This is a genomic window from Mesorhizobium sp. B2-2-3 (assembly GCF_006442405.1).
Lineage (GTDB): Bacteria > Pseudomonadota > Alphaproteobacteria > Rhizobiales > Rhizobiaceae > Mesorhizobium.
In genome coordinates this window covers 63938-85144 of record NZ_VFWC01000012.1, presented here as the reverse complement: position 1 = coordinate 85144, position 21207 = coordinate 63938, and the positions used below count along the sequence as shown (strand labels likewise).

Below are 21207 nucleotides of genomic sequence, written 5' to 3'. Positions count from 1 at the left end.
TGCACCCCGTCGGCGGCGGTCCCAAGATTTGCGAGGCAATGCTTGCGCTGGTCGTGCAGGGGACATGTCGTGCCTCATAGTCGACATCCTGGTCCGCGGGGTATCGTTAAGAGGTAAGGGCGTTTCACTCGGGGAGGTGAGCACATGACGATCCAGGAACGACGGCCGCGTGATCGCGGACCAAAGGGCAGGCCGCTGGATGACGCCGCGCTCGCCGAGGTCCAGGCGCTCCTGGGCGCGCGCCAGCGACGGCGCGACTTGCTGATCGAATTCCTTCATCTGATCCAGGACCGATATGGCTGCCTGTCGGCGCGGCATTTGCGGGCGCTGGCGCAAGATATGCGCTTGTCGCAGGCCGAGGTCTACGAGGTGGCGACCTTCTACGACCATTTCGACGTTGTGAAGGAAGGCGAGATGCCGCCGGCGCCGTTGACAATCCGCGTGTGCGATTCAGTGAGTTGCATGCTGGCGGGCGCCGACACGCTCCTGGCCGAATTGCAAGCGGGCGCCGATCCAGCGGCGATCAGGGTCATGCGTGCGCCCTGCATGGGCCGTTGCGCTGGCGCGCCTGCCGCGCGTATCGGTGATCGCGAGGTCGACCAGGCAACCGCCGAGGGCCTGAGGCGCATGGCCGCGGCAGCGGAGACCGGTGTGAGCCTGCCCGATTATGTCGGGCTGGAGGCGTATCGGCAGGCGGGCGGCTACCAGCTTTTGCAGCGGGTACGGATTGGGGCGCTGACCACGGACGAGCTCATCGCCACCCTGGGCGATGCAGGCTTGAGGGGTCTGGGCGGTGCGGGCTTTCCCGCTGGCAAGAAGTGGCAGTTCGTGCGTTCCTATCCGGGCCCGCGTCTGATGTCGATCAATGGCGACGAGGGGGAGCCCGGCACCTTCAAGGACCGCATCTATCTCGAGCGAGATCCGCACCGTGCCTTTGAGGGTGCATTGATCGCGGCGCACGCCGTCGAGGCGGAACGGATCTATCTTTACATGCGTGACGAATACCCTGCGGTGCTCGCCATTCTTCGTCAGGAGATCGCCGCACTCGAGGCCACCGGCATCGTCAAGCCGGGCTTCATCGAGCTCCGCCGCGGCGCTGGTGCGTATATCTGCGGCGAGGAGAGTGCGATGCTGGAAAGCATCGAGGGCAAGCGCGGCATGCCGCGCCACCGCCCCCCCTACATCGCCGAGGTCGGCCTGTTCGGACGACCGACGCTCAACCATAATGTCGAGACGCTCTGGTGGATCCGCGACATCGTCGAAAAGGGCGCGCAATGGTTCGCTGCGCAGGGCAGGCCCGGCCACCCTGGCATCCGCTCATGGTCCGTATCCGGCCGGGTGAAAAATCCCGGCGTCAAGCTGGCGCCGGCCGGCGTCACGGTACGCGAATTGATCGACGACTATTGCGGCGGTATGGCGGACGGTCATGAGTTCAAGGCCTATTTGCCGGGTGGCGCCTCAGGCGGCATCCTGCCAGCAGCACTGGGGGACATTCCGCTCGATTTCGGCGGCGATCTGGCCAAGCAGGGCGCCTTCGTCGGGTCCCATGCTATAGTCGTGTTCTCGCGGGCCGACAATATAAAGCAGGTCACGCTCAACCTCATGAAATTCTTCAAACATGAGAGCTGCGGGAAGTGCACGCCTTGTCGCGAGGGAACCGAAAAGTTGGTGGCTATCTTGCAGGAGCAGGGCCCGATGCCGGAAGACAAGATTCGCGACCTCGAAGCCGTGATGCGCGATTCGTCGATCTGCGGCCTGGGCCAGGCGGCGCCCAATCCGATCAACCATCTGCTGACGCATTTCCGGAGTGACCTCTGATGGCCGAGAGCGTGGTATTCACCCTCAATGGGCAAACCGTGAGCGCCGCCCCTGGCGAGACTATCTGGGATGTCGCCAAGCGCCAGGGAACAAAGATTCCGCATCTGTGCCATGTCGACATGCCGGGCTATCGTCCCGACGGCAATTGCCGCGCCTGCATGGTCGACATCGAAGGCGAGCGCGTGCTGGCTGCCTCCTGCGTTCGCCAGCCTTCCGCCGGCATGGTCGTGAAAACCGATACCGAACGCGCCCGCAAATCGCGCGAGATGGTATTCGAGCTCCTCGCAAGCAACATGCGACCGGCGAGCGACGGTCCAGACAACCAGTCGGCATTCTGGCAATGGGCCGGTTCGATGGGGATTTCGGGCAGCCGATACCGTTCCAAGTTCACCGAGGAGGGGCTAGCGCCAGAATTCGACATCACCAATCCGGCCATTGCCGTCAATCTCGACGCGTGCATCACCTGCGGCGCTTGCGTGCGCGCCTGCCGCGAGGTGCAGGTCAACGACGTGATCGGCATGGCCGAGCGCGGCAATCACTCGATTCCTGTCTTCGATATGCACGATCCGATGGGCCTGTCGACCTGCGTCACCTGTGGCGAATGCGTCCAGGCTTGCCCGACTGGTGCGCTCTACGAGAAATCGCTGATGGACGAGACCGGCAAGACGCGTGTCGTCCAGGCGTTCGACAAGGTCGTCGATACGGTTTGCCCGTTTTGCGGCGTTGGCTGCCAGACGCAGGTCGCTGTCAAGGACAATAAAATCGTCCAGGTTGACGGCCGTAACGGTCCGGCGAACGAGAACCGGCTCTGCGTCAAGGGGCGCTTTGGCTTCGACTATGTGATGTCGCCCGAACGGCTGACGAAGCCGCTGATCCGTCGCGACGACGCGCCGAAGGCCGGCGACATTGATCTGCGCAGTGTCGACCCGCTGACAGTGTTCCGCGAGGCCAGCTGGGAAGAGGCGCTGGAGCGCGCTGCCAGCGGGCTGAAACGCATCCGCGACCAGCATGGTGGCAAGGCGCTGGCTGGCTTCGGCTCGGCAAAGGGGTCGAATGAGGAGGCCTATCTCTTCCAGAAATTCGTCCGGCAGGGTTTCGGCACCAACAATATCGACCACTGCACCCGGCTCTGCCACGCCTCTTCCGTGGCCGCTCTGATGGAGGGCGTCGGCTCTGGCGCGGTCTCGGCGCCTTTCATGGACGCCATGAAGGCCGAATGCGTGATCATCATCGGGGCGCGGCCGGCGACAAACCATCCAGTGGCCGCCACCTATTTCAAGCAAGCGGCAAAGCGCGGCACCAAGCTGATCGTGATGGATCCGCGCGGCCAGGAACTGATGCGCCACGCCAGCTATGCGCTGCGCTTCAAGCCGGGCAGCGACGTGGCGATGCTCAACGCGCTGCTGCACGTCATCATAGAAGAGAGGCTCTATGACGAGCAGTACATCCAGGCCAATGTCTCCGGCTTCGAGGCATTGAAGGCCAAGGTGAAGGATTTTTCGCCCGAGGCGATGGCTCCCGTCTGCGGCATCGAGGCCGGTGTGCTGCGCGAGGTGGCGCGCACCTATGCCAAGGCGGAGCGCTCAATGATTTTTTGGGGCATGGGCATTTCGCAGCACACCCACGGCACGGACAATTCGCGCTGCCTGATCGCGCTGGCGCTGATCACCGGCCATGTCGGGCGCGCCGGCACAGGCCTGCATCCGCTGCGCGGCCAGAACAATGTCCAGGGCGCCTCGGACGCGGGCCTCATCCCGATGTATTTCCCCGACTACAAATCGGTGGAGAATGCCGATATCCGCGGCCAGTACGAGAATTTCTGGGGCCAGACGCTCGACCCCAAACGCGGCTTGACCGTCGTCGAGATCGTCGACGCGATCCATGACGGCGAGATCCGGGGCATGTACATCATGGGCGAGAACCCGGCCATGTCCGATCCGGACCAGAGCCATGCGCGCGCCGCACTCGCCAAGCTAGAGCATCTGGTTGTTCAGGATATCTTCCTGACCGAAACAGCGTGGCATGCCGACGTGGTGCTCCCTGCCTCCGCGCATGCGGAGAAGCTCGGCACTTACACCAATACCAATCGGCAGGTGCAGATCGGCCGGCCGGCCGTCAACCTGCCGGGCGAGGCGCGGCAGGACCTCGATCTCATCATCGAGCTTGCCGGACGCATGGGGCTGGACTGGAACTACAGGCACGTTTCGGATGTCTTCGCCGAAATGGCGCAAGTAATGCCGTCGCTGAAGCACATTTCCTGGGAGCGCATCGAACGCGAGGAGTCCGTCGTCTATCCTGCCGATGGTCCTGATGTTCCTGGCAACGAGATCGTCTTCACCACCGGGTTTCCGACCGCGGATGGCCGCGGGCGCATCGTGCCCGCCGACCTCCTGCCTCCCGACGAGGTGCCCGACGACGAATATCCTCTGGTGCTAACCACTGGTCGCTTGCTGGAGCACTGGCACACGGGCGCCATGACGCGCCGCGCCGGGGTGCTCAACGCGATCGAGCCCTACGGCATTGCCGCGATGAATCCCTACGAGATCAAGCGCCGCGGCCTTGCGCAGGGAGACGTGATCAACGTGGAGACGCGGCGCGGCGTCGTCGAAGCCATTCTGCGGGCCGATCGAGAGGTCGCCGATGGCATGGTGTTCATGCCGTTCTGCTTTAACGAGAGCCCGGCCAACATGCTTACCAATCCTATGCTCGATCCTTACGGCAAGATCCCCGAGTTCAAATATTGTGCCGCGCGGATCGTGCCGGCATCGAGATCGGTCGAAGCTGCCGAATGACGTTTGGAAACTGCCCGCGGAGGTGGTGTTGGGCGATGGCTGACTTGAGGAAGTCCATTGTCCGACGGCCGCCGGAATAGTCGGGCAGGCCGTCGCGAAGGCTCGCGACAGGTGGGAGGGGCTCTGTCGGCGGCCAGATGTCAGCCATAGTTGTGCGGAACGCCTTCAACTCGGCGTTTTTCTCGCGAGGTTTGATTTGGCTGAAGGCGACGCGAGATGCGATCACCGGCCGACCAGCAGCAGCCTTCCGACGAGTGCTGCTGTTAGAGTATATCGTTAGGATAGATGCCCCAAAGGCGGGTTTGCCTGACGAAGCCTGCCAGCGAATTGACCGCGACCCTGCACCATTGGCCGTCGCAGCGCACCAGTTCGACAATTACTTCCGGCGCCAGCCATGCGGTAACGAGGCTGGAAACCGAAGGCTTCCCGCGCAGCGCGATCTTGTCCTTGCTCCATGGGGCGGTTACAGCGGTCCTTCGCCCCGAAAGAAGCGGACCGAAGACCCAGCCGGATGTTCCCTGCCAGTCTCGCACGCGCCGCCAGTTTCCATATTCCTGGTAGATTTCAAGCGGAATCCTGGGCCGGACATAAACCCATTCGACGTCATATTGGGTGCCCGGTCCGACCCGCATATTCACAGGAGAACTCTTCAACGACGCGAAGCGGGGCAAGGCAATCCCATTGGCGGCAGCTTGAGGGCCAGCCTTTGTGACAGTTGCAACACATAGTGCAGCGATGAGGCAACAACGAAGGACGCTACCCGTGACGAAAAAGCCGCAACCGGCGTCTTGATAAGTCGACGAGACGACGTTGCTCCGAGGCGCACAACCGCGGCGTCTCACAGCGAAGCCCCATGCGAAGGATTGAAGAGGGCTCGAGGACATCTTTCGATATTGCCGCGTGGTCCTGGTGAGACAACGTCGGGAGAGGCGAGTTGCAGCGTTCGCATGGGCGTTCGATCCCACCTACCGAGTGAGCGCGTAGCAATCGATTTTTTTGAGCGCCAGTCGCCCGCAAGCGCGCCACGCTTCCGACTTGTTATCGAAGCCGCCATATCGGGCGCGGTAGTACACATCGCCATCTTTTTCGAAGGCCTCGGTAAAAGCAGAAGTGTTCGAAAGCAGTTTTGGCGCTTTGCGAGCCGCGAGTGAAAGGATTTCACGAGCTGCGGCCTTGCTTGGCATCGATCCAATCTGGATGATCCATTGACCTTCTTGGGTGGAAGCGGTGCTGATCGGATCGATGGCATCGGCAGACAAGGCCTGCTCCCTGGACACATCGCCCATCGCCTCAGCGGCGAAAGCGGCTCGGGAATCGGCCACCTGGGCCGGCTTCCACGTCGGAGTGGGCACCGATGCGTTCGAAGCCGCGGAGGCGACCAATGCGCTTTCTCCGCCACGATCGATCCTGAACCGGTCCGGACCGTTGGAAGCCTTAGCCAGATAGCGGCTGATGAGACGCTTCATGCGTGCATCTCGGCTCCTGACCGTATGTCCGCCCATCACCACCGCGACGATGCTGCGGCCCTGCGCCTCGACGGAAGAAACCAGGTTGAAGCCCGAGGCATTCGTGTATCCCGTTTTGATCCCATCCACGCCCTTCACCCGGCCGAGCAGATGGTTGTGATTGCCGAAGCGCCGACCTTTGTATTTGAAGGATCGGGTGTTGAAGTAGGAATAATAGCCAGGGTGATGATCCCTGAGCGCCAGGCCAAGGCGTGCCATGTCGCGCGCCGTGGTCTTCTGGGCTGTGTCGGGCAGTCCGTTAGCGTTCCTGAACGTGGTGGAGGTCATTCCCAACTGTCGTGCTTTTTGCGTCATGAGACGTGCAAAGCCGACCTCCGACCCGCCGAGGAACTCGCCAATGGCCGTCGCGGCATCGTTGGCGGACTTCGTTACCAGCGCCAATATGACCTGTTCGACGGTGATCGTTTGACCCTGCTTCAGTCCGAGCTTGGAGGGCGCCTCGTTGGCGGCATTGGCCGACACCGGTATCGCCGTGCCTTTCGAGATCCTGCCGCTCTCGAGCGCGTCGAAGATGAGGTAGAGCGTCATCATCTTGGTGAGAGACGCTGGATAGCGCGGAGCGTCCGCATGATCTCTGTAGAGGGTCTTGCCTGTCTTGGCATCGATGACAATGCCTGAAAATCTGGAATTGGCCTGCACGGCGGAAGCAGAGGCGGCGCAAAACACGATGACGACCGAGATCCTCAAGGCGAATTTCAACAATGACGCCGGGAAGGCGACAAGCTTCTCCATTACCAGATACATCCGCCCGCCCGTCGCCGCTCCGTGTAAAATGTGGCCGGGCGAGCCGGCCATCGGATCACGAAGCTAGGCAGGCACCGTTACCAATTGGTTATCGCATTCTTAACGAGAGGCCTCAAATTGTCTCGGCTCTATCCCTCGATTCCGCACCAGATAAGGTCGGCCGCCGTGACGGTTCGCGGAACGCCGCACGGCTCGAGGCGCGCATCGATTGCGGCATCGACTACCAGGATGCTTCCGCGGAAGACAAGTCGATCTTGCTAGAAGATTCTATTCCACATCCTCAGGTCCGTACCCTAAGCGCTTGCTCCATCCTGTCGGCGATCTGTGTGACGATATAGGCAATCACCATGTAGATCACGACGGCAATCACGAAGGCTTCGAGATAGTAGAAATTCAACGCGGCGGTCAGTTGTGATTGCGCGAAGATATCGACAACCTCGATGGCGAATCCGAGTGAAAGCGCCTTCATGATAACCATCATCGAGGTTGTCAGATCGGGAATTGCTGTCAGGGCGACCTGGGGAAATAGCACCCGTCGAAACAATTGGCCCCTTGTATAGCCAAGCGAATAGGCTGCGTCTGCCTGACCGGTGTCAAAGGCGTTGAGGGCTCCTTTGATAATCTCGGCCTGGAACGCGGCGACACAGCCGGTCACCGCAATGACAAGGATAACCCAATTGGGCGTTTGGTGGGCGTTGAAGTCTATGCCAACCAATGAAAACAGAAACTGAAGCGCGGGGGGAAGACCGAAATAGGCGAGGAAGATCACGATCACCATCGGAACGCCCTTGAAGACGACCTTGTAGGCCATGACGAGCTCTCGCAGTGCGGGAATCCGTCTATATTCCACAAGCGCAAACAGGCTGCCGACCATCGTCGAGAGCACGAAGATCGTGAGGGCCATTGCAAGCGTTACGGGTACGGCGCCCAGAATTTCCCGCGAGTCCTGGAGCAGGATATCGGTCTCAAACATGGTCAAATACCCTTGTTAGGTCACACGCTCGCGATCAGTGTGTTCTTGATCTGAGCAGATGTCGTAGCCTCCGGTGCCTGCATCGGGGAACGAAGCTCGAAGAAGCGGACGATGAGCCATGCGATCAAGCACATCACCGAATAGATGACCGCCAGCACGAGATAGGTTTCGAACTGGTACTGATTATAGTCGCGCTCCATGATCAAATGCGCGGTCGCCATGACATCCGCCGCCCCGATGTACATCACCAGCGCAACGTTATGGATCAGGTAGATGACGGAGTTCCCGTAGCCCGGCAATGCGAAGTGCACTGCTTGTGGCCCGATGACGCGCGTGATTTTCTGGCGAAAGGTATATCCAAGACTGTCTGCCGCATCATGCTGGCCGCGATCGACGGCCAGATATGCAGGTCGCAGGACTTCTGACAGGTAGCCGCCGTGATAAAAGCTCAATGCCACCATCGCAGCGATCGTCGGCGAGAAAAAATCTTCGGAGCCGAACAGGATTACCAGCAAGGGAAGCCCGTAAAACGCAACGAACAATTGGAGGACGACGGGAACACTCCGGGCATAGGATACGTAGAGATCCGCCAGGTGACTGATCACTGGCACCCTGCGGACCCGGAGTGTTGTCGCAAGGAGAGCTAGGCAGAACCCAGCAATGAGGGCCGTAAAAGTGATGGCCAGCGTCAGCGGCAACGCCGAGAGCAACTCGGGAATCATAGCAGAAACGTCCACTTGGAACACTCCTTCTTGCAGTTCTGCCTCAACGCCGGCTATCCAGATGCAGCTGAGGACGCCTTGTTACTTCATGTATTTCACGATGTCCTCGCCGAACCACTTCTGCGAGAGCTTGTCGATCGTGCCGTCGTCCTTCAGTTCCTTGAGCACCTTGTTGACGTCCTCGGCCAGGATCTTGTTTTCCGCTGACCGGTGAATCAGCATGTACGTGTTGTTGCTGTAGACCGGATCGGATGCGACGATATCGAGCTTCTTGTTGTCGATGACCGCCTGCTCACCGAGGTTAGACGGTAGAACCAATGCGTCGAACTTGCCGTTCTGAACTTCATCCAGGCGGTTCGGGTAGGGGATCCCGGCGCTCGATGCCGTGACGTCGAGCTTATATTGCGGATTCTCTTTCTGCCAGTTCATGATGAACTTGTAGGTTCCGCCACCTGCCGTGGTCGGAACGATCCTCTTGCCGACCAGGTCCTTCATTTCCTTTATGCCGCTGTCTTTCTTGCTGTAGATTTTCATCAGACTGGCGCCCATCGGGTTCTCTGGAATGATGAATTGCTTCTCTCGCTCGGGCGACTTGTAGTAGCCACCTACGGCGATGTCGTACTTCCCGGTGGCAAGGCCGGTTTCCTGGGCGATGTCAGAGACACCTTCCATTTCGAACTTGTACTGCGGCAGCTTCGCATTGATCGCCCTCAGAAGATCGGGCTCATAGCCTTGCGGTTCGACGCCGATCGCGCCCCAGGCCAGCGGCTTGGACTCGGCAGACGTCGCGATCTTGACCGTCCGGACGGCCTGACCATAGCTGATCCCAGCGGTTGCGAGGGTAATTGCGATGCCACCAGCGACGGCCAGGACATAGCGGCGGGAAAAACCGGATGTGATTGCAGACATTTCTTGGGTTCCCTACTTGTTGAGCTATTGAAAAGCGAGTTCTGACTGCAGGAATTGAGCCAGTCGTGGACTGGAAGGCGCGTCGAAGATTTCAGCCGGACTGCCGTCGGCGGCAACCACGCCACGGTCCATAAAGACGATCCGGTTCGAGATGTTCTTTGCGAATTGCATCTCGTGGGTCACAAGCAGCGACGTGATCCCTGACGACGTGACATCCTTGATCACCTTCAAAACTTCACCGACAAGTTCAGGGTCCAGCGATGACGTAGGCTCATCGAAGAGGATGACGTCAGGCCGCACCGCCAGCGCGCGTGCGATGCCGGTGCGCTGGAGCTGGCCGCCCGAGAGCTGGGATGGATAGCTGTCTCGCTTCGACGAGAGACCGACCCGATCGAGCTCTCTGAGCGTGATTTCCTGCGCCTCTTCCCTGGATTTGCGCTGCACCACAACGAGCGGATCCATCACGTTCTGGAGGACCGTCATGTTCTTGAAGACGTTGAACTGCTGAAAGACCATCGCGGTCCTCAACCGGATCGCCTGGACAGCGGCCTTGTCGGCACGCTGGTAATCCATCCGAATCTGATCGAACGCGATGGTTCCTGACGACGGCTTGGCCAGATAGTTGATGCATTTCAGCAGCGTGGTCTTGCCGGTGCCGCTGGGGCCGATGATCGACACCACGTCGCCCCGCTTTACCGAGAGATTGACGCCGTTCAGGACCTGCGTGCTTCCGTAAGACAGCTTTATATCTTTGAGTTCAAGCATTGCTGGTTGGCCCTTCGGAAAGTGTGGGACGGACTGGCTTGACCGGATGCAACGTCATCACCCGCTCTCCGCATGGCCCAGGACATGCATCAGCCGGTTTGCCCAGCCGAAGATCGCTATGGCGTGGACGAGGTCGATGATCTCGGCATCATTCATGCCGACTGATCGCAGCGAGGCGACGTCGTCTGCCGTCGCTTCCGACGGCGCCGCCGACAGGCGGCGGGCAAAGTTGTAGATTGCCGCATCGCGCGACCCGAGCTTTTCAGGTTTGTCGAGATACAGCGCGGTGACCACTTCATCGCTCTTGGTCAGCTCTGCATGCCGGCGGGCGTGAACAACGGCACAGAATTTGCAGCCATTGACGATCGAGGCACCCAATGCGCCAAGCTCGCGGTCGGGACGGGCAAGCCCGCCCTCGACGTACATGATCGCGTTGAACAACACCGTGCGGGCAAGATAGCTCTCGGGATCATGCACAAGGGTGCGCACATATTCCGAAACTTTCTTGGCCGACGGCGTAACCTTCATCGCTTCGAGCTGTTCCGGCGTTGCCTCCGATAGCTCGACCGGTGCGATATAGGGATGCCAATTCAGCGGCTTCAGGCGCACCGAGGAAATCATGCCCGCCTCATCAATCGCAAGCCGGTTGCGACCCGAGTCTGGAAGTTGATGAAGGCAATCAATTCGGAGAGCGCAACGATCTGGGGATTGTTCAATCCGGCTTGGGCGAGCAGAGCAATGTGGCTCGCCTCCGCCTTTTTCGGCGTCAGGGTGATCAGGTCAACATGTCGGGCGATGGTCGCCAGGGGTTCATTCAAACCCGTTTCCCCCCAGGCCAAGGACAGAAGCTGCTCCGTGGGACCAAGCTGAGCCAGTTGCACGTCATATTCGGCCATCAGGACAGGATCGGCGTTCAGAGCTGCCATGCGACGGGCCAGAGCGACCCGCAAATTCGGCGCCAGCCCCTGATCGTTTGCCGGCTGCAGGACGGAGAGGCGACATTCCTCAGCCCCTCGCACGAATTCGGGCCGAAACCGCCGTGCAGCGAAAAGGGCATCGTCCGGTGAAAGACCCGCAGCCTTGTCCATTGCGTCGATCACAGTGCGGCCTCCTTATGCAACAAGGGTGTTGAATCGACCCATTCGTCGCCCAGAAGCTCCGGGGTGTCATAGGCGATCAGATTGGCGAAGTGGGTTTCGACGTCTTCGGCGAACAGCGACGCGGCAATGCCGCGGACCAGACGGTCGGCACCGGCGCTGACGGCCGGGATATCGCCGGAGACCTTACCATGGGTCAGCATGGCGGCGTCGTTGAAGCAGTGGACATGCGCCAGCATCGGGCAGGAACCGGGGACGCGCTCGCGGAATTCGAAGGCGGGGCCGAGATCCGGTGCCTCCAACATGCCTGCGCGCGGCGGCCCCATGTCCGGCGTATATCGACCATCCGACCAGGTGCGAATGTGTGGGGCGAGGGCAGCGAATTCCGGGCGACCACTGAAGTCATTTGAAAAGCCGGTCGCAGCGATCATGAAATCGTAGCGCACCGGTCCTTGCGTGGTTTCGACCAGAAGGCCTCCGGCATCTTCCTTTACCGCGACCACGCCGCAGTCGAGAAAGAAGCGGGCATTCGCATGACGAGACACGCGAAGCGTCGATGAACGCGGCGGCGGCGTCTGGGTCGAGGCGGTGTAGTCGAAGAATCTCCACTTCCAGGCGTCAGGCAAATGATACATGCCGAGGATGACACCCTGGCTGCCGATTCCGGTCAGCTTGTTGATGCGCGGCATTTCCTTGCGCCGGATCAACATGTCGACTGAACCGGCGCCCGCCTCGAGCGCCGTCGCGGCATTGTCCATCGAAGAGGCACCGGCGCCGATAACCGCCACACGCTTGCCCTTCAGTGCATCGAAATCGATATCGTCGGCAGAATGGGCCCAATAGGAGCGATCGATGCCCCTGAGGAAATCGGGCACGGCAAAACCGCCGAGACCGGACCGACCGGTGGCTAGAACGAGACGACGGGTGAGAACCCGGCCGGTTTCCGCGCCCTCGACATCGATCGCAATCAGATCGCCAACGGCTGCAACGCCTGTCATGCGCACGCTGTTGCGCACCGGCAGACCAAGAACGTTCCGATACCAGACCAGGTAGTCCATCCACTGGCCCTTGGGGATTTTGTCAAGCGACCGCCATGCCTCGACGCCCCATTGTGCCGTGAACCAGGCGCGGAATGTCAGCTGCGGCAGGCCGAGCGACGGACCGTGCAGCGTTTTCGGCGACCGGAGCGTTTGCATGCGGGCAAACGTTATCCATGGCCCTTCGAAGCCGGCCGGAGCCGCGTCATAGGCGACGACATTGGTTATCCCCGTCAGCACCAGCTTTGCGGTGGCAGCAAGTCCGCACATGCCGGCGCCGATCACAACGACGTCACGGACCGGCACGCCATCGCGCGAACGCGCGGGAACCCATGGCTTGGCAGGCAGTTCGAGAAAATCGAGGTCCTGAGCAAGTTGTGCTTCAAGCGCGGCTAGACCTCTCGGGGGGAGCGAACTGGGGGTGTGCTTCATATTCCCGTTCCGTGATTTGTGCCGGAGGCAGGATCGGTCACCAATTGGCCGGCCAGGGTCGGATCGAGTTTCTTGAAGCCAACGATCGACCGTTCAGCCACCGCCTCGACCGCATCCACCAACGCCTGCGCGACTGGACGAAGGGGGCGTTTTTCGCCAGCCACAACACCCCAATAAAAGAGGACGGTTACATCGATCGGGCGAATGACGACCCCAGGCAGGCCCACGCCATAGGCGGTGAGGGGGTCGATGACAGCCGCAACACCAGTCCGGCGTACGATCTGCAACGCGCCGTAGGCGGTATTCGTGCGGATTACTGGCCCGGTGTCGATGCCCCTGGCCGCCAACGCCTTGGAGACATGCAACTGGAAACGCAGCGGGTTGAGCAACGTGGCGACGCGGCGGCCGGCAAAAGCGGAAAGCGGTATGACATCTAGTTCGGCCAGCGGATCATCCTCCCGCACGGCAGCAACATCAGGCGCCGAATAGAGCCGCAGGACATCCAGACCGGGCGTATCGAGCGGCAGGCTTGAAAACCCGACCTCGGCACGTCCGCTGCGCACTTCCTGAGCGACGGTCGAGGGAAGGAACTGCCCGAGATGCGTCTCGTGCGGAAGCTCGGCACCTTGGAGTTCAGCCAAGGCCGTGGGGATCAAGCCGGTGCCGATCGCGGAGGTGGTGACGATCTGCAGGATTCGCCCTCTGCCGGCGGCGATCATCTTGGCCCGCGCTGCGAGTTCGGTGAAGGACATCAGCAGGCGTCGTGCTTCCTCCTCGAACGCGACTCCTTCTTCAGACAACTGCACCCGTCGACCGATCCGATGCAGCAATTCGAAGCCAAGTTCGGCCTCGAGCTCCTGAATGGTGCGCGTCACCGCAGGCTGGGAACGCCCGAGCATGTCAGCCGCCCTGGTGATACTGCCGCTGGCAGCAACCGCAAGGAAGGTCTGAAGGTCCCGGGTTTCCATGTTTCTCCTACATGCGTAATCCGTATGATTGACATCGTCTCATTCGTTTTTGATATATGTCAAGCGGAAACGAATGTTCGTTACGGGCTTTGTGCATATGCCGGCCTCAGCGCCAGAATCCGGGTCGGAGGCGGACAGGGACGTCAGACGCGGCTCCAGCTTGCGAAGCCTCCTGAAGAAAAGAATTCAGGTGACGGCGGCAAGGATTCTCGAACCACAAAGCCTGCGACAGGAGGAATATTATGCGCGTGAGTATTCTGGGCGCCGGAGCAATTGCTTATGGCCTTGCCGCCTATTTGGCAGGATCGGGGCATTCGCCAATGCTTTGGTCACCGTCGGGGCAGCGCACCAAGGGGTTGGCTACCGGCGAATTGTTGAAAGCGACGGGGGACATCGCGGCGACGGTACCGGTGCGCATCGCCAAGGATTGCAAGGATGCCATCGCCAACGCGGACGTGGTGGTGATTGCACTTCCGGCTTACGGCCACAGGATGGTGATGGATGCTGCCGCCCCCCATCTGATCGATGGAATTCCGGTCATCATCAGTTCGCATTGTTCGTTCGGGGCACTGTATCTCTCCAAGCGGTTGGCGGAGCGCAAGGTCAGCTTGCCGATCGTCCTTTGGGGCACAACACTGTTGACCGGGCGGCAACTCGGGCCAACCGAGGTCCATGTCACCACCATTCGCCAGAAGCTTGACGTCGCGACGCTGCCTTTCAAAGCTCAGGATGAAGGATACGGATTTTGCACGAGCCTATTTGGTGATCGTTTCGTCAAGCGCGACGGCATGCTTGCGATCGCGCTCAGCAACCTCAATCCGCAAAACCACTTGGGAATTGCCCTCCTCAACCTGACACGCATGGAAAAAGCCGAGCAATGGAGCCAGGGGGGAAACGTCACCCCTGCCGCTGGCCGCCTTATCGAGGCTCTGGATGCCGAACGGCTAGCCATCGCGGCCCATTTCGGTATCGCGGTTCGCACCGTCCAGGAGCATTTTTCATTGTCGTTCCATGTTCCGAAGGGAACCGTTTCGGAGATGAACCAGGAGATGGATCGTCAAGGCCGTGGCGGCTTTGGTCCGACAACAATCGAAAGCCGCTACATTCTCGAGGATGTTCCGTTCGGACTGCTGCCGACCGTATTGTTGGGTAAGATCACCGAGAAACCGGCGACGCTCCACGAGTCTGGAGTTTCGATATTATCGGCGGCTTACGGTCGCGATCTCAGGGGAGATAACGATATTCTTCCCGCGCTCGGCCTCGAGGGAATAGCAAAGGCGGATCTTGAAAACCTTTGCCGCACGGGGTTTTGAGTGCGCCCGCAGTCGATGCGGCATGATCACATTTAGGGGCACCGCGCTACGTCATCGCGTCGGTGCATTTTAACAGTGGTGCGCAGCGTCAGGGCGATGTCGCTGGCGCCGCGATCGCCAGAACCAGCCATGCAACCGTCGAAAGTAGCGTTCGGGACGCCGCGGGGAATCGAGCATCCCGAATTGACAATATCCCCTCCGGGGGGATAGCACTTCAGAATGAAAGAGCGTCCCCACATTCACGAGACCCATCCCGACATCGTCAAACGGCTGAAGCGGGCCGACGGTCATCTGAGGGGCGTTATTGAGATGATCGAAGCAGGCCGGCCTTGCCTTGACATTGCCCAGCAGCTTCATGCGGTCGAAAGGGCTGTTTCCCAGGCCAAGAAGACGCTCATCCAGGATCACCTAAACCACTGCCTGGAAGATGTCGTGGGGCCGCTGCCGCGTGAGCAGCGCCGCTCGATCGATGAATTCAAGGACATCACCAAATACTTGTGAGACACGCTCCATGATGGACGGCATTCGCGGCTGGTTCGGCTTCGGCCCGGCAGCTCAAGGCTTCGGCGGGCATGGCCATGACCATGGCGAGGGCGGACACGGCCACACGCATGGCGTGGTCGATCCCACAATCGCGACGACCACACGCGGCATCTGGGCGATCAAATGGTCGTTCGTGCTGCTAGCCCTCACAGCGGTGCTGCAACTGGTCATCGTATTCCTCTCGGGCAGCGTGGCGCTGCTTGCCGACACCATCCACAATGTCGGCGACGCGGTCACCGCCATCCCGCTGTGGATCGCCTTCATGCTGGCGCGGCGCAAGCCCAGCAAGACCTTCACCTACGGCCTTGGCCGGGTCGAGGACCTGGCCGGCATCATCATCGTCCTGATTATCCTCTTCAGTGCCATCGTCGCCGGCTATGAGGCGATCGACAGGTTGATCCATCCCCAAGCCATCAGCTTCCTCGGCGGGGTTGCCGCCGCCGGCCTCGTCGGTTTCCTGGGCAATGAGGCTGTCGCGGTATTCCGCATCCGCGTCGGCCGCGAGATAAACAGCGCAGCCCTGATCGCCGACGGCTATCACGCCCGCACCGATGGATTCACCAGCCTTGCGGTGGTGCTTGGCGCGGCCGGCGTCTGGCTAGGCTTCCCGCTCGCGGACCCGATCATCGGCCTTTTGATCACTGTGGCTATCCTGGCCATCGTCTGGCAGTCCTCAAAGGCGGTGCTGACACGCATGCTGGATGGCGTCGAGCCGGGCATCGTCGAGGAAATCCATCATGCGGCTGAACATGTGAGGGGCATCCAACGGGTCGCCCAGGTGCGGGCGCGCTGGATCGGCCACAGGCTGCATGCGGATATCGCCATCAAGGTGGCCGAGACAGCGAGCGCAAAGGATGTGGTCGGCATCGCGGAGGCTTTGAGAGGGGAGCTGTTCGACCACCTGCCGGCGCTCTCGGAGGCGAACATCCGTCTGGAAGGCGAAGGCGGATCCGTGGCGGGCGGTTCGGCCCACGCCGATCATGCGCCGGAGCCTTTCAAGGTCGTCAGCGACCTGGCAACGGGAACGCTCGAAATCGTCGATACGCCCGCTGGCGAGCGCTTGCGTCTCACCATCGACAGCCATGCCGACGATCTGGGGGCGACCGTGATCATCGACCGGTCCGAAGGTCCCGAGACGCTTTCGCTCGGGCCTGTCGCCGGCAATCACCACCGCCGTGAAAGCAGCGTCGCCCCCGCCGAGCCGCACGAGTTCGAGGCGAGGCTGATCCTGACCTCTAAGGGCAAGCAACAGGTCCTGCCGTTCAAGATGGTTGAGCCGGAAGGCCACCAACACTAGGACGGGGCAGACTTGCGCGACTTGACGCGTTCGCTCAATCGGTGTCGCGTGACGCGGGTCGATGACAGATCTCGCCGCTCACGCAGCTCTGTTCTTCTCAGCAAGGTCCGCCCCCGCTGGAGGTTGCCACAGGTTGGCCAAGTCCGAGCTCATTTAGGGTTGCGCCGCACAACGGTGCAGGAGCAGCACTGCCGGTTTGGCCAGCTAGGCTATTCGCAGACAGCGATCAAAGCCGCGCCTTGGTGCTCCGGGGTGTCGCCAACAACAGGCTGGTCTCGCTGCCGGTGATGCCGGGGATCAGGCGGATGCGCCGCAGCACGGCGTCGAATTCGGTCAGTGTCTGTGTCCCCAGTTCTATCACCAGGTCCCAGCGGCCGTTGGTGGTATGGATCGTCGAAACCTCCGAGAAGCCGCCAAGAGCGCGGATCACACGATCGGCGGCATGCCCTTCGATTTCCACCATCATGATGCCGCGTACACGCTGGTCGACGGCATCGGCTCGCAGGATGACGGTATAACCGATGATCGCACCGGCTTTTTCAAGGCGCTCTATGCGAGACCTGACCGTTGCCCGCGAGACGCTGACATCCATGGCAAGGTCCGAGATGCTGCGCCGCGCGTCATGCCGCAAAAGCGTGATGAGCTGTTCGTCAAGCTGATCCATGGCTCAGAATGCAATCAAATCATTCCATTTTGATAGCCCATTTCGACAAATTTGCCAATTTGATATGTTCATCCTGCCAGTTATCCGCGCTCCAATGAGGCATCGAAGACGCGCGAGGAAATACGGATGCATTGTACGATCGTCGGGGCACCGATCCAGGTCGGCTCGGGCCGGATGGGTTGCGAGATGGGGCCTAGTGCGCTGCGTACCGCAGGCCTGGCGGCAGCGCTCACTGAACTCGGGCATACGCTGGCCGACCTTGGCACCGTCGCCTCTGCCGATCTGCGCCCGATCAGCCACGGCAATGCCGCCTTGAAGGCGCTGCCGGAAATCGTCGCATGGACGGCGGCGATTACCGAGGCGGCCTATGCAGCCAGCGCCGGCGCCATGCCGATCTTCCTTGGTGGCGACCACAGCATTTCCGCCGGCACGCTGGCCGGTATCGCCCGCCGGGCGGCGGAAGCCGGCCGCCCGCTGTTCGTGCTGTGGCTCGACGCACATCCTGATTTTCACACGCTCGACACCACGACCAGCGGGAATTTGCATGGCGTGCCGCTGGCTTATGCCAGCGGGCAACCCGGCTTCGAAGGCTACTTCCCCAGCCTGGCGGCTTGCGTGGATCCGGCCCGTATCTGCACACTGGGCATCCGCAGCGTCGATCCGGCGGAGCGCGAAGCGCTACGCAAGGCGGGCGTCACCGTGCACGACATGCGGATGATTGACGAATACGGCATGGCCCCGCTGCTTCGCGCCTTTCTCGAGCGGGTCAGTGCCGAAAACGGCATGCTGCATGTCAGCCTCGATGTCGATTTTCTCGACCCTTCGATCGCGCCTGCCGTGGGCACCACCGTGCCGGGCGGCGCCACCTTCCGCGAGGCTCATCTGGTGATGGAGATGTTGCACGACAGCCATCTCGTCACCAGCCTCGACCTGGTCGAGCTCAATCCCGCACTCGACGAACGCAACCGCACCGCAACCCTTCTCGTGGACCTGACCGCGAGCCTGATGGGCCGGCGGATCATGGACCGTCCCACACGGAGTTATTGAACTGTGACCCCCCATCTGAACATCGTGCCCTTCGTCAGCGTCGATCACATGATGAAGCTGGTTCTTGCCGTCGGCATCGATCGCTTTCTCATCGATCTCGCTGCCTATATCGAAGAGGATTTCCGACGCTGGGAATTGTTCGACAAGACCCCACGCATCGCTTCGCACAGCATCGACGGCGTCATCGAACTGATGCCTACGAGCGACGGACAGCTCTACGGCTTCAAGTATGTCAACGGTCATCCAAAAAACACGCGCGACGGGCGCCAGACCGTGACGGCGTTCGGCGTGATGGCCGATGTCGGCAATGGCTATCCGATGCTGCTTTCGGAAATGACCATCCTGACCGCGTTGCGCACGGCGGCGACGTCGGCCGTCGCGGCCAAATACCTTGCTCCCAATGCGGCGGACTGCATGGCAATCATCGGCAATGGCGCCCAGTCGGAATTCCAGGCCATCGCCTTCAAGGCCCTGCTCGGCATCGACAGGCTTCGCCTCTATGACATCGATCGGTCGGCATCCTTGAAGTGCGCGAAAAACCTTGCGGGGTTCGGTTTCGACATCGCGATCTGCGCTTCGGCGCAGGAGGCGGTGGAAGGGGCTCACATCATCACGACGGTCACCGCCGACAAACGCTCCGCGACCATCCTGACGGACAACATGGTCGGATCGGGCGTGCACATAAATGCCGTCGGCGGCGATTGCCCCGGCAAGACGGAATTGCATCGCGATATTCTGCTGCGCTCCGCCATATTCGTCGAATACCCGCCGCAGTCGCGCATCGAGGGTGAAGTCCAGCAACTCGAGCCGGACCATACCGTGACGGAGTTGTGGCAAGTGATGACCGGCAAGGCCGTCGGCCGCCGGGATGCCAGTCAGATCACCTTGTTCGATTCCGTCGGCTTTGCGATCGAGGACTTTTCCGCGCTGCGCTACGTCCGCGACCAGCTTCAGCGCACCGGCCTCTACGAGGAGCTCGATCTGCTGGCGGACCCGGATGAGCCACGCGACCTCTTCGGCATGCTGCTGCGCGCCGACAAGGCCGCCCAGATCACGGCCGTATCCAGCTGAGTTTTCGCAGAACCTGCGGCCGAATGTCCGCCTCGCAATAGCTGCGGCGCCGAGCGGCGCGCGGCTCGATATCCTAAAGCGGTTCATCGTTCGATGGAAATGACGAAGCGCTCTATCACTTTTATGCAATTCTCCAGGGAAAGCGCTACACGCTTTTCCGGGAAGACCGCTCTACACTTTTCCTGGAATTGTTTTAGCTCTTCGGGCTCAAGCCCACTTCAAACCACTTCTTCGACATCTGCGCGAGCGTACCGTCCGCGGCCATCTCGCCGAGCGCCTTGTTGAGGATCGCCTGAAGCTCGGGCTCCTGCTTGCGGATGCCCAGGCAAACATTTGACGCCATGATGGCGCCGACGAGACGCGGACCGCTTGTGATCAGCGTGCCGTTGCTCTTTGCCGCGCGGTCCCTCGCGAAGACGACATTGTCGGTCAAGGCAGGCTGTTTCGTGGCTTGCGCGCCATTAGCAAGGCGGCGGGCGCTGGTGTGCGCCAGACGACTTGATAGGCTTCTACTACATTGCTGGCCGTGACACTGAGCCCGGGAAGCGCGATCCAGGCCGGCGGCTGGCGTTCGAGCAGGCCGAGAATTGTGGCAATGCCCGTAGCAACGCCCTGATCGTGAGGCAGTTGCGCGGCGATGCCCTTGATCAGGCCTCCACCAACGAGGTCCGTGGCGACGTCGTTGCCGAGGTCGACTGTCGTCACCGGAATAGCCTTGCCCGCATCGCGGATCGCCGCGACGGCAGCGATTGCCGGCACGTCCCAGACGGCAAACAGTCCGGCGAGCTCCGGATTGGCCTGCAGCAAGTCGGCGGTCGCGGCTCTCGCTTGCGACACGTCGGCAAACTTGCCGCGAACCAGCGTCAGGTCGGGACGTCGAGCAGCCATCCATTTTCGGAAAGCAATCTCGCGCTCATGCGTCGCGAAGAAATCGATGCCATAGGCCAGAACGCCGACCTTTCCGCCCTGTGGTATATGTGGCGCCAGGAGTTCTGCGCCGATCTGACCGAGACCGAAATTGTCGCTGGAAACAACGCTGACGTAATCCTTGCCGGGCAGCATGCCGGTTGGGGCATTGTCGAGCAGCAACAGCTTCTTTCCGGCCGCCGATATTGCACGATGCGCGTCGGCGGCACGGTTGCTGCCGATTGGAATGGAGACCACCGCATCCACGGCTTCGCCGGCCAGCCGTTTCAGTTCCGAAATTTGCCGCTCGATGTCGAAGCCGCAGTCGACGACCTCGACCACCGCCGCTCCGTAGCGGCCAAGCGTGGTGACGATCCCGGCCAATTCCTCCTTAGCCCAGTCGCTCTTGGTGGTGTGGAGAACGATGGCGACCGAGAAGCGCCGGTTGCGGGCGAGATCGGCGTCGGCATTCGACAACCCGACCTGGTCGGCTGGAACCGCCCGTTCGCCATGCGGCCCAAGGCCGGTGATCGCCATTCCTCAACCCTCCCCAGGTTCACGCGGCCCGGCCGACTTGGCGATG

20 protein-coding genes are annotated in these 21207 nt (G+C 61.1%); 7 read left to right on the top strand and 13 right to left on the bottom strand.

Features of this window, described 5'->3' with window-relative positions; translation table 11 throughout:
- Positions 1 to 144 precede the first annotated feature (144 nt).
- Both FJ951_RS21685 and fdhF read left to right on the top strand, forming a co-directional pair.
- The gene (locus FJ951_RS21685; RefSeq protein ID WP_140517399.1) at positions 145 to 1818 is read left to right on the top strand and encodes an NAD(P)H-dependent oxidoreductase subunit E; all 1674 of its coding nucleotides are present in this window, start codon (positions 145 to 147) and stop codon (positions 1816 to 1818) included.
- Positions 1818 to 4610: a formate dehydrogenase subunit alpha gene (gene fdhF, locus FJ951_RS21680; protein WP_140517397.1), complete on the top strand. Its 2793-nt coding sequence runs from the start codon at positions 1818 to 1820 to the stop codon at positions 4608 to 4610. The genes FJ951_RS21685 and fdhF overlap by 1 nt, the downstream gene beginning before the upstream one ends.
- 263 nt (positions 4611 to 4873) lie before the next feature.
- Here fdhF and FJ951_RS28865 read toward each other — a convergent pair whose 3' ends face one another.
- The 10 genes from FJ951_RS28865 to FJ951_RS21630 form a co-directional block, all read right to left on the bottom strand.
- Positions 4874 to 5248, bottom strand: coding sequence for an SH3 domain-containing protein (locus FJ951_RS28865; RefSeq protein WP_281405101.1), 375 nt, complete (start codon positions 5246 to 5248; stop codon positions 4874 to 4876).
- 327 nt (positions 5249 to 5575) lie between these two features.
- Complete coding sequence (locus tag FJ951_RS21670) at positions 5576 to 6868, bottom strand: D-alanyl-D-alanine carboxypeptidase family protein (protein WP_140517393.1); 1293 nt, start codon at positions 6866 to 6868, stop codon at positions 5576 to 5578.
- Positions 6869 to 7160: 292 nt separating this feature from the next.
- The gene (locus tag FJ951_RS21665; protein ID WP_140499342.1) at positions 7161 to 7853 is read right to left on the bottom strand and encodes an amino acid ABC transporter permease; all 693 of its coding nucleotides are present in this window, start codon (positions 7851 to 7853) and stop codon (positions 7161 to 7163) included.
- Between the two features lie 20 nt (positions 7854 to 7873).
- Positions 7874 to 8590 (bottom strand): amino acid ABC transporter permease, encoded by a 717-nt coding sequence (locus tag FJ951_RS21660; protein WP_140499340.1) that lies wholly within the window; start codon positions 8588 to 8590, stop codon positions 7874 to 7876.
- Positions 8591 to 8656: 66 nt separating this feature from the next.
- Positions 8657 to 9484 (bottom strand): transporter substrate-binding domain-containing protein, encoded by an 828-nt coding sequence (locus FJ951_RS21655; RefSeq protein ID WP_140517391.1) that lies wholly within the window; start codon positions 9482 to 9484, stop codon positions 8657 to 8659.
- A 24-nt stretch (positions 9485 to 9508) separates the two neighbouring features.
- On the bottom strand, positions 9509 to 10249 hold the full coding sequence (locus FJ951_RS21650; protein ID WP_140517389.1) for an amino acid ABC transporter ATP-binding protein: 741 nt from the start codon (positions 10247 to 10249) through the stop codon (positions 9509 to 9511).
- A gap of 57 nt (positions 10250 to 10306) precedes the next feature.
- Positions 10307 to 10870 (bottom strand): peroxidase-related enzyme, encoded by a 564-nt coding sequence (locus FJ951_RS21645; RefSeq protein WP_140517387.1) that lies wholly within the window; start codon positions 10868 to 10870, stop codon positions 10307 to 10309.
- Positions 10867 to 11349 (bottom strand): hypothetical protein, encoded by a 483-nt coding sequence (locus FJ951_RS21640; RefSeq protein WP_140517385.1) that lies wholly within the window; start codon positions 11347 to 11349, stop codon positions 10867 to 10869. The genes FJ951_RS21645 and FJ951_RS21640 overlap by 4 nt, the downstream gene beginning before the upstream one ends.
- On the bottom strand, positions 11346 to 12815 hold the full coding sequence (locus tag FJ951_RS21635) for an NAD(P)/FAD-dependent oxidoreductase (RefSeq protein ID WP_140517383.1): 1470 nt from the start codon (positions 12813 to 12815) through the stop codon (positions 11346 to 11348). The genes FJ951_RS21640 and FJ951_RS21635 overlap by 4 nt, the downstream gene beginning before the upstream one ends.
- Entirely contained in the window at positions 12812 to 13783 is a 972-nt protein-coding gene (locus tag FJ951_RS21630) for a LysR family transcriptional regulator (protein WP_140517381.1), read from the bottom strand. Before FJ951_RS21630 ends, FJ951_RS21635 begins: the two co-directional genes overlap by 4 nt.
- Positions 13784 to 14025: 242 nt before the next feature.
- On the opposite strand from FJ951_RS21630, the gene FJ951_RS21625 reads away from it, so the two are divergent.
- The 3 genes from FJ951_RS21625 to FJ951_RS21615 all read left to right on the top strand — a co-directional run bounded on the left by FJ951_RS21625 (position 14026) and on the right by FJ951_RS21615 (position 16936).
- Complete coding sequence (locus FJ951_RS21625; RefSeq protein WP_140517379.1) at positions 14026 to 15096, top strand: NAD/NADP-dependent octopine/nopaline dehydrogenase family protein; 1071 nt, start codon at positions 14026 to 14028, stop codon at positions 15094 to 15096.
- A 219-nt stretch (positions 15097 to 15315) separates the two neighbouring features.
- On the top strand, positions 15316 to 15597 hold the full coding sequence (locus FJ951_RS21620) for a metal-sensing transcriptional repressor (RefSeq protein ID WP_140499324.1): 282 nt from the start codon (positions 15316 to 15318) through the stop codon (positions 15595 to 15597).
- A 10-nt stretch (positions 15598 to 15607) separates the two neighbouring features.
- Positions 15608 to 16936: a cation diffusion facilitator family transporter gene (locus FJ951_RS21615; protein ID WP_140517377.1), complete on the top strand. Its 1329-nt coding sequence runs from the start codon at positions 15608 to 15610 to the stop codon at positions 16934 to 16936.
- Between the two features lie 226 nt (positions 16937 to 17162).
- On the opposite strand, the gene FJ951_RS21610 is transcribed toward FJ951_RS21615, so the two are convergent.
- Positions 17163 to 17600, bottom strand: coding sequence for an Lrp/AsnC family transcriptional regulator (locus FJ951_RS21610; RefSeq protein ID WP_140499320.1), 438 nt, complete (start codon positions 17598 to 17600; stop codon positions 17163 to 17165).
- Between the two features lie 126 nt (positions 17601 to 17726).
- Between FJ951_RS21610 and rocF the strand changes: the two genes are divergently transcribed.
- On the top strand, positions 17727 to 18647 hold the full coding sequence (gene rocF / locus FJ951_RS21605) for an arginase (protein WP_140499318.1): 921 nt from the start codon (positions 17727 to 17729) through the stop codon (positions 18645 to 18647).
- Between the two features lie 3 nt (positions 18648 to 18650).
- Positions 18651 to 19718 (top strand): ornithine cyclodeaminase, encoded by a 1068-nt coding sequence (locus tag FJ951_RS21600; protein WP_140499316.1) that lies wholly within the window; start codon positions 18651 to 18653, stop codon positions 19716 to 19718.
- Positions 19719 to 19911: 193 nt separating this feature from the next.
- Here the strand turns inward: FJ951_RS21600 and FJ951_RS21595 are convergent, their stop codons facing one another.
- Entirely contained in the window at positions 19912 to 20151 is a 240-nt protein-coding gene (locus tag FJ951_RS21595) for a transporter substrate-binding domain-containing protein (protein ID WP_181167255.1), read from the bottom strand.
- Positions 20148 to 21161: a substrate-binding domain-containing protein gene (locus tag FJ951_RS21590; RefSeq protein WP_140499314.1), complete on the bottom strand. Its 1014-nt coding sequence runs from the start codon at positions 21159 to 21161 to the stop codon at positions 20148 to 20150. Before FJ951_RS21590 ends, FJ951_RS21595 begins: the two co-directional genes overlap by 4 nt.
- Positions 21162 to 21207: the final 46 nt, after the last annotated feature.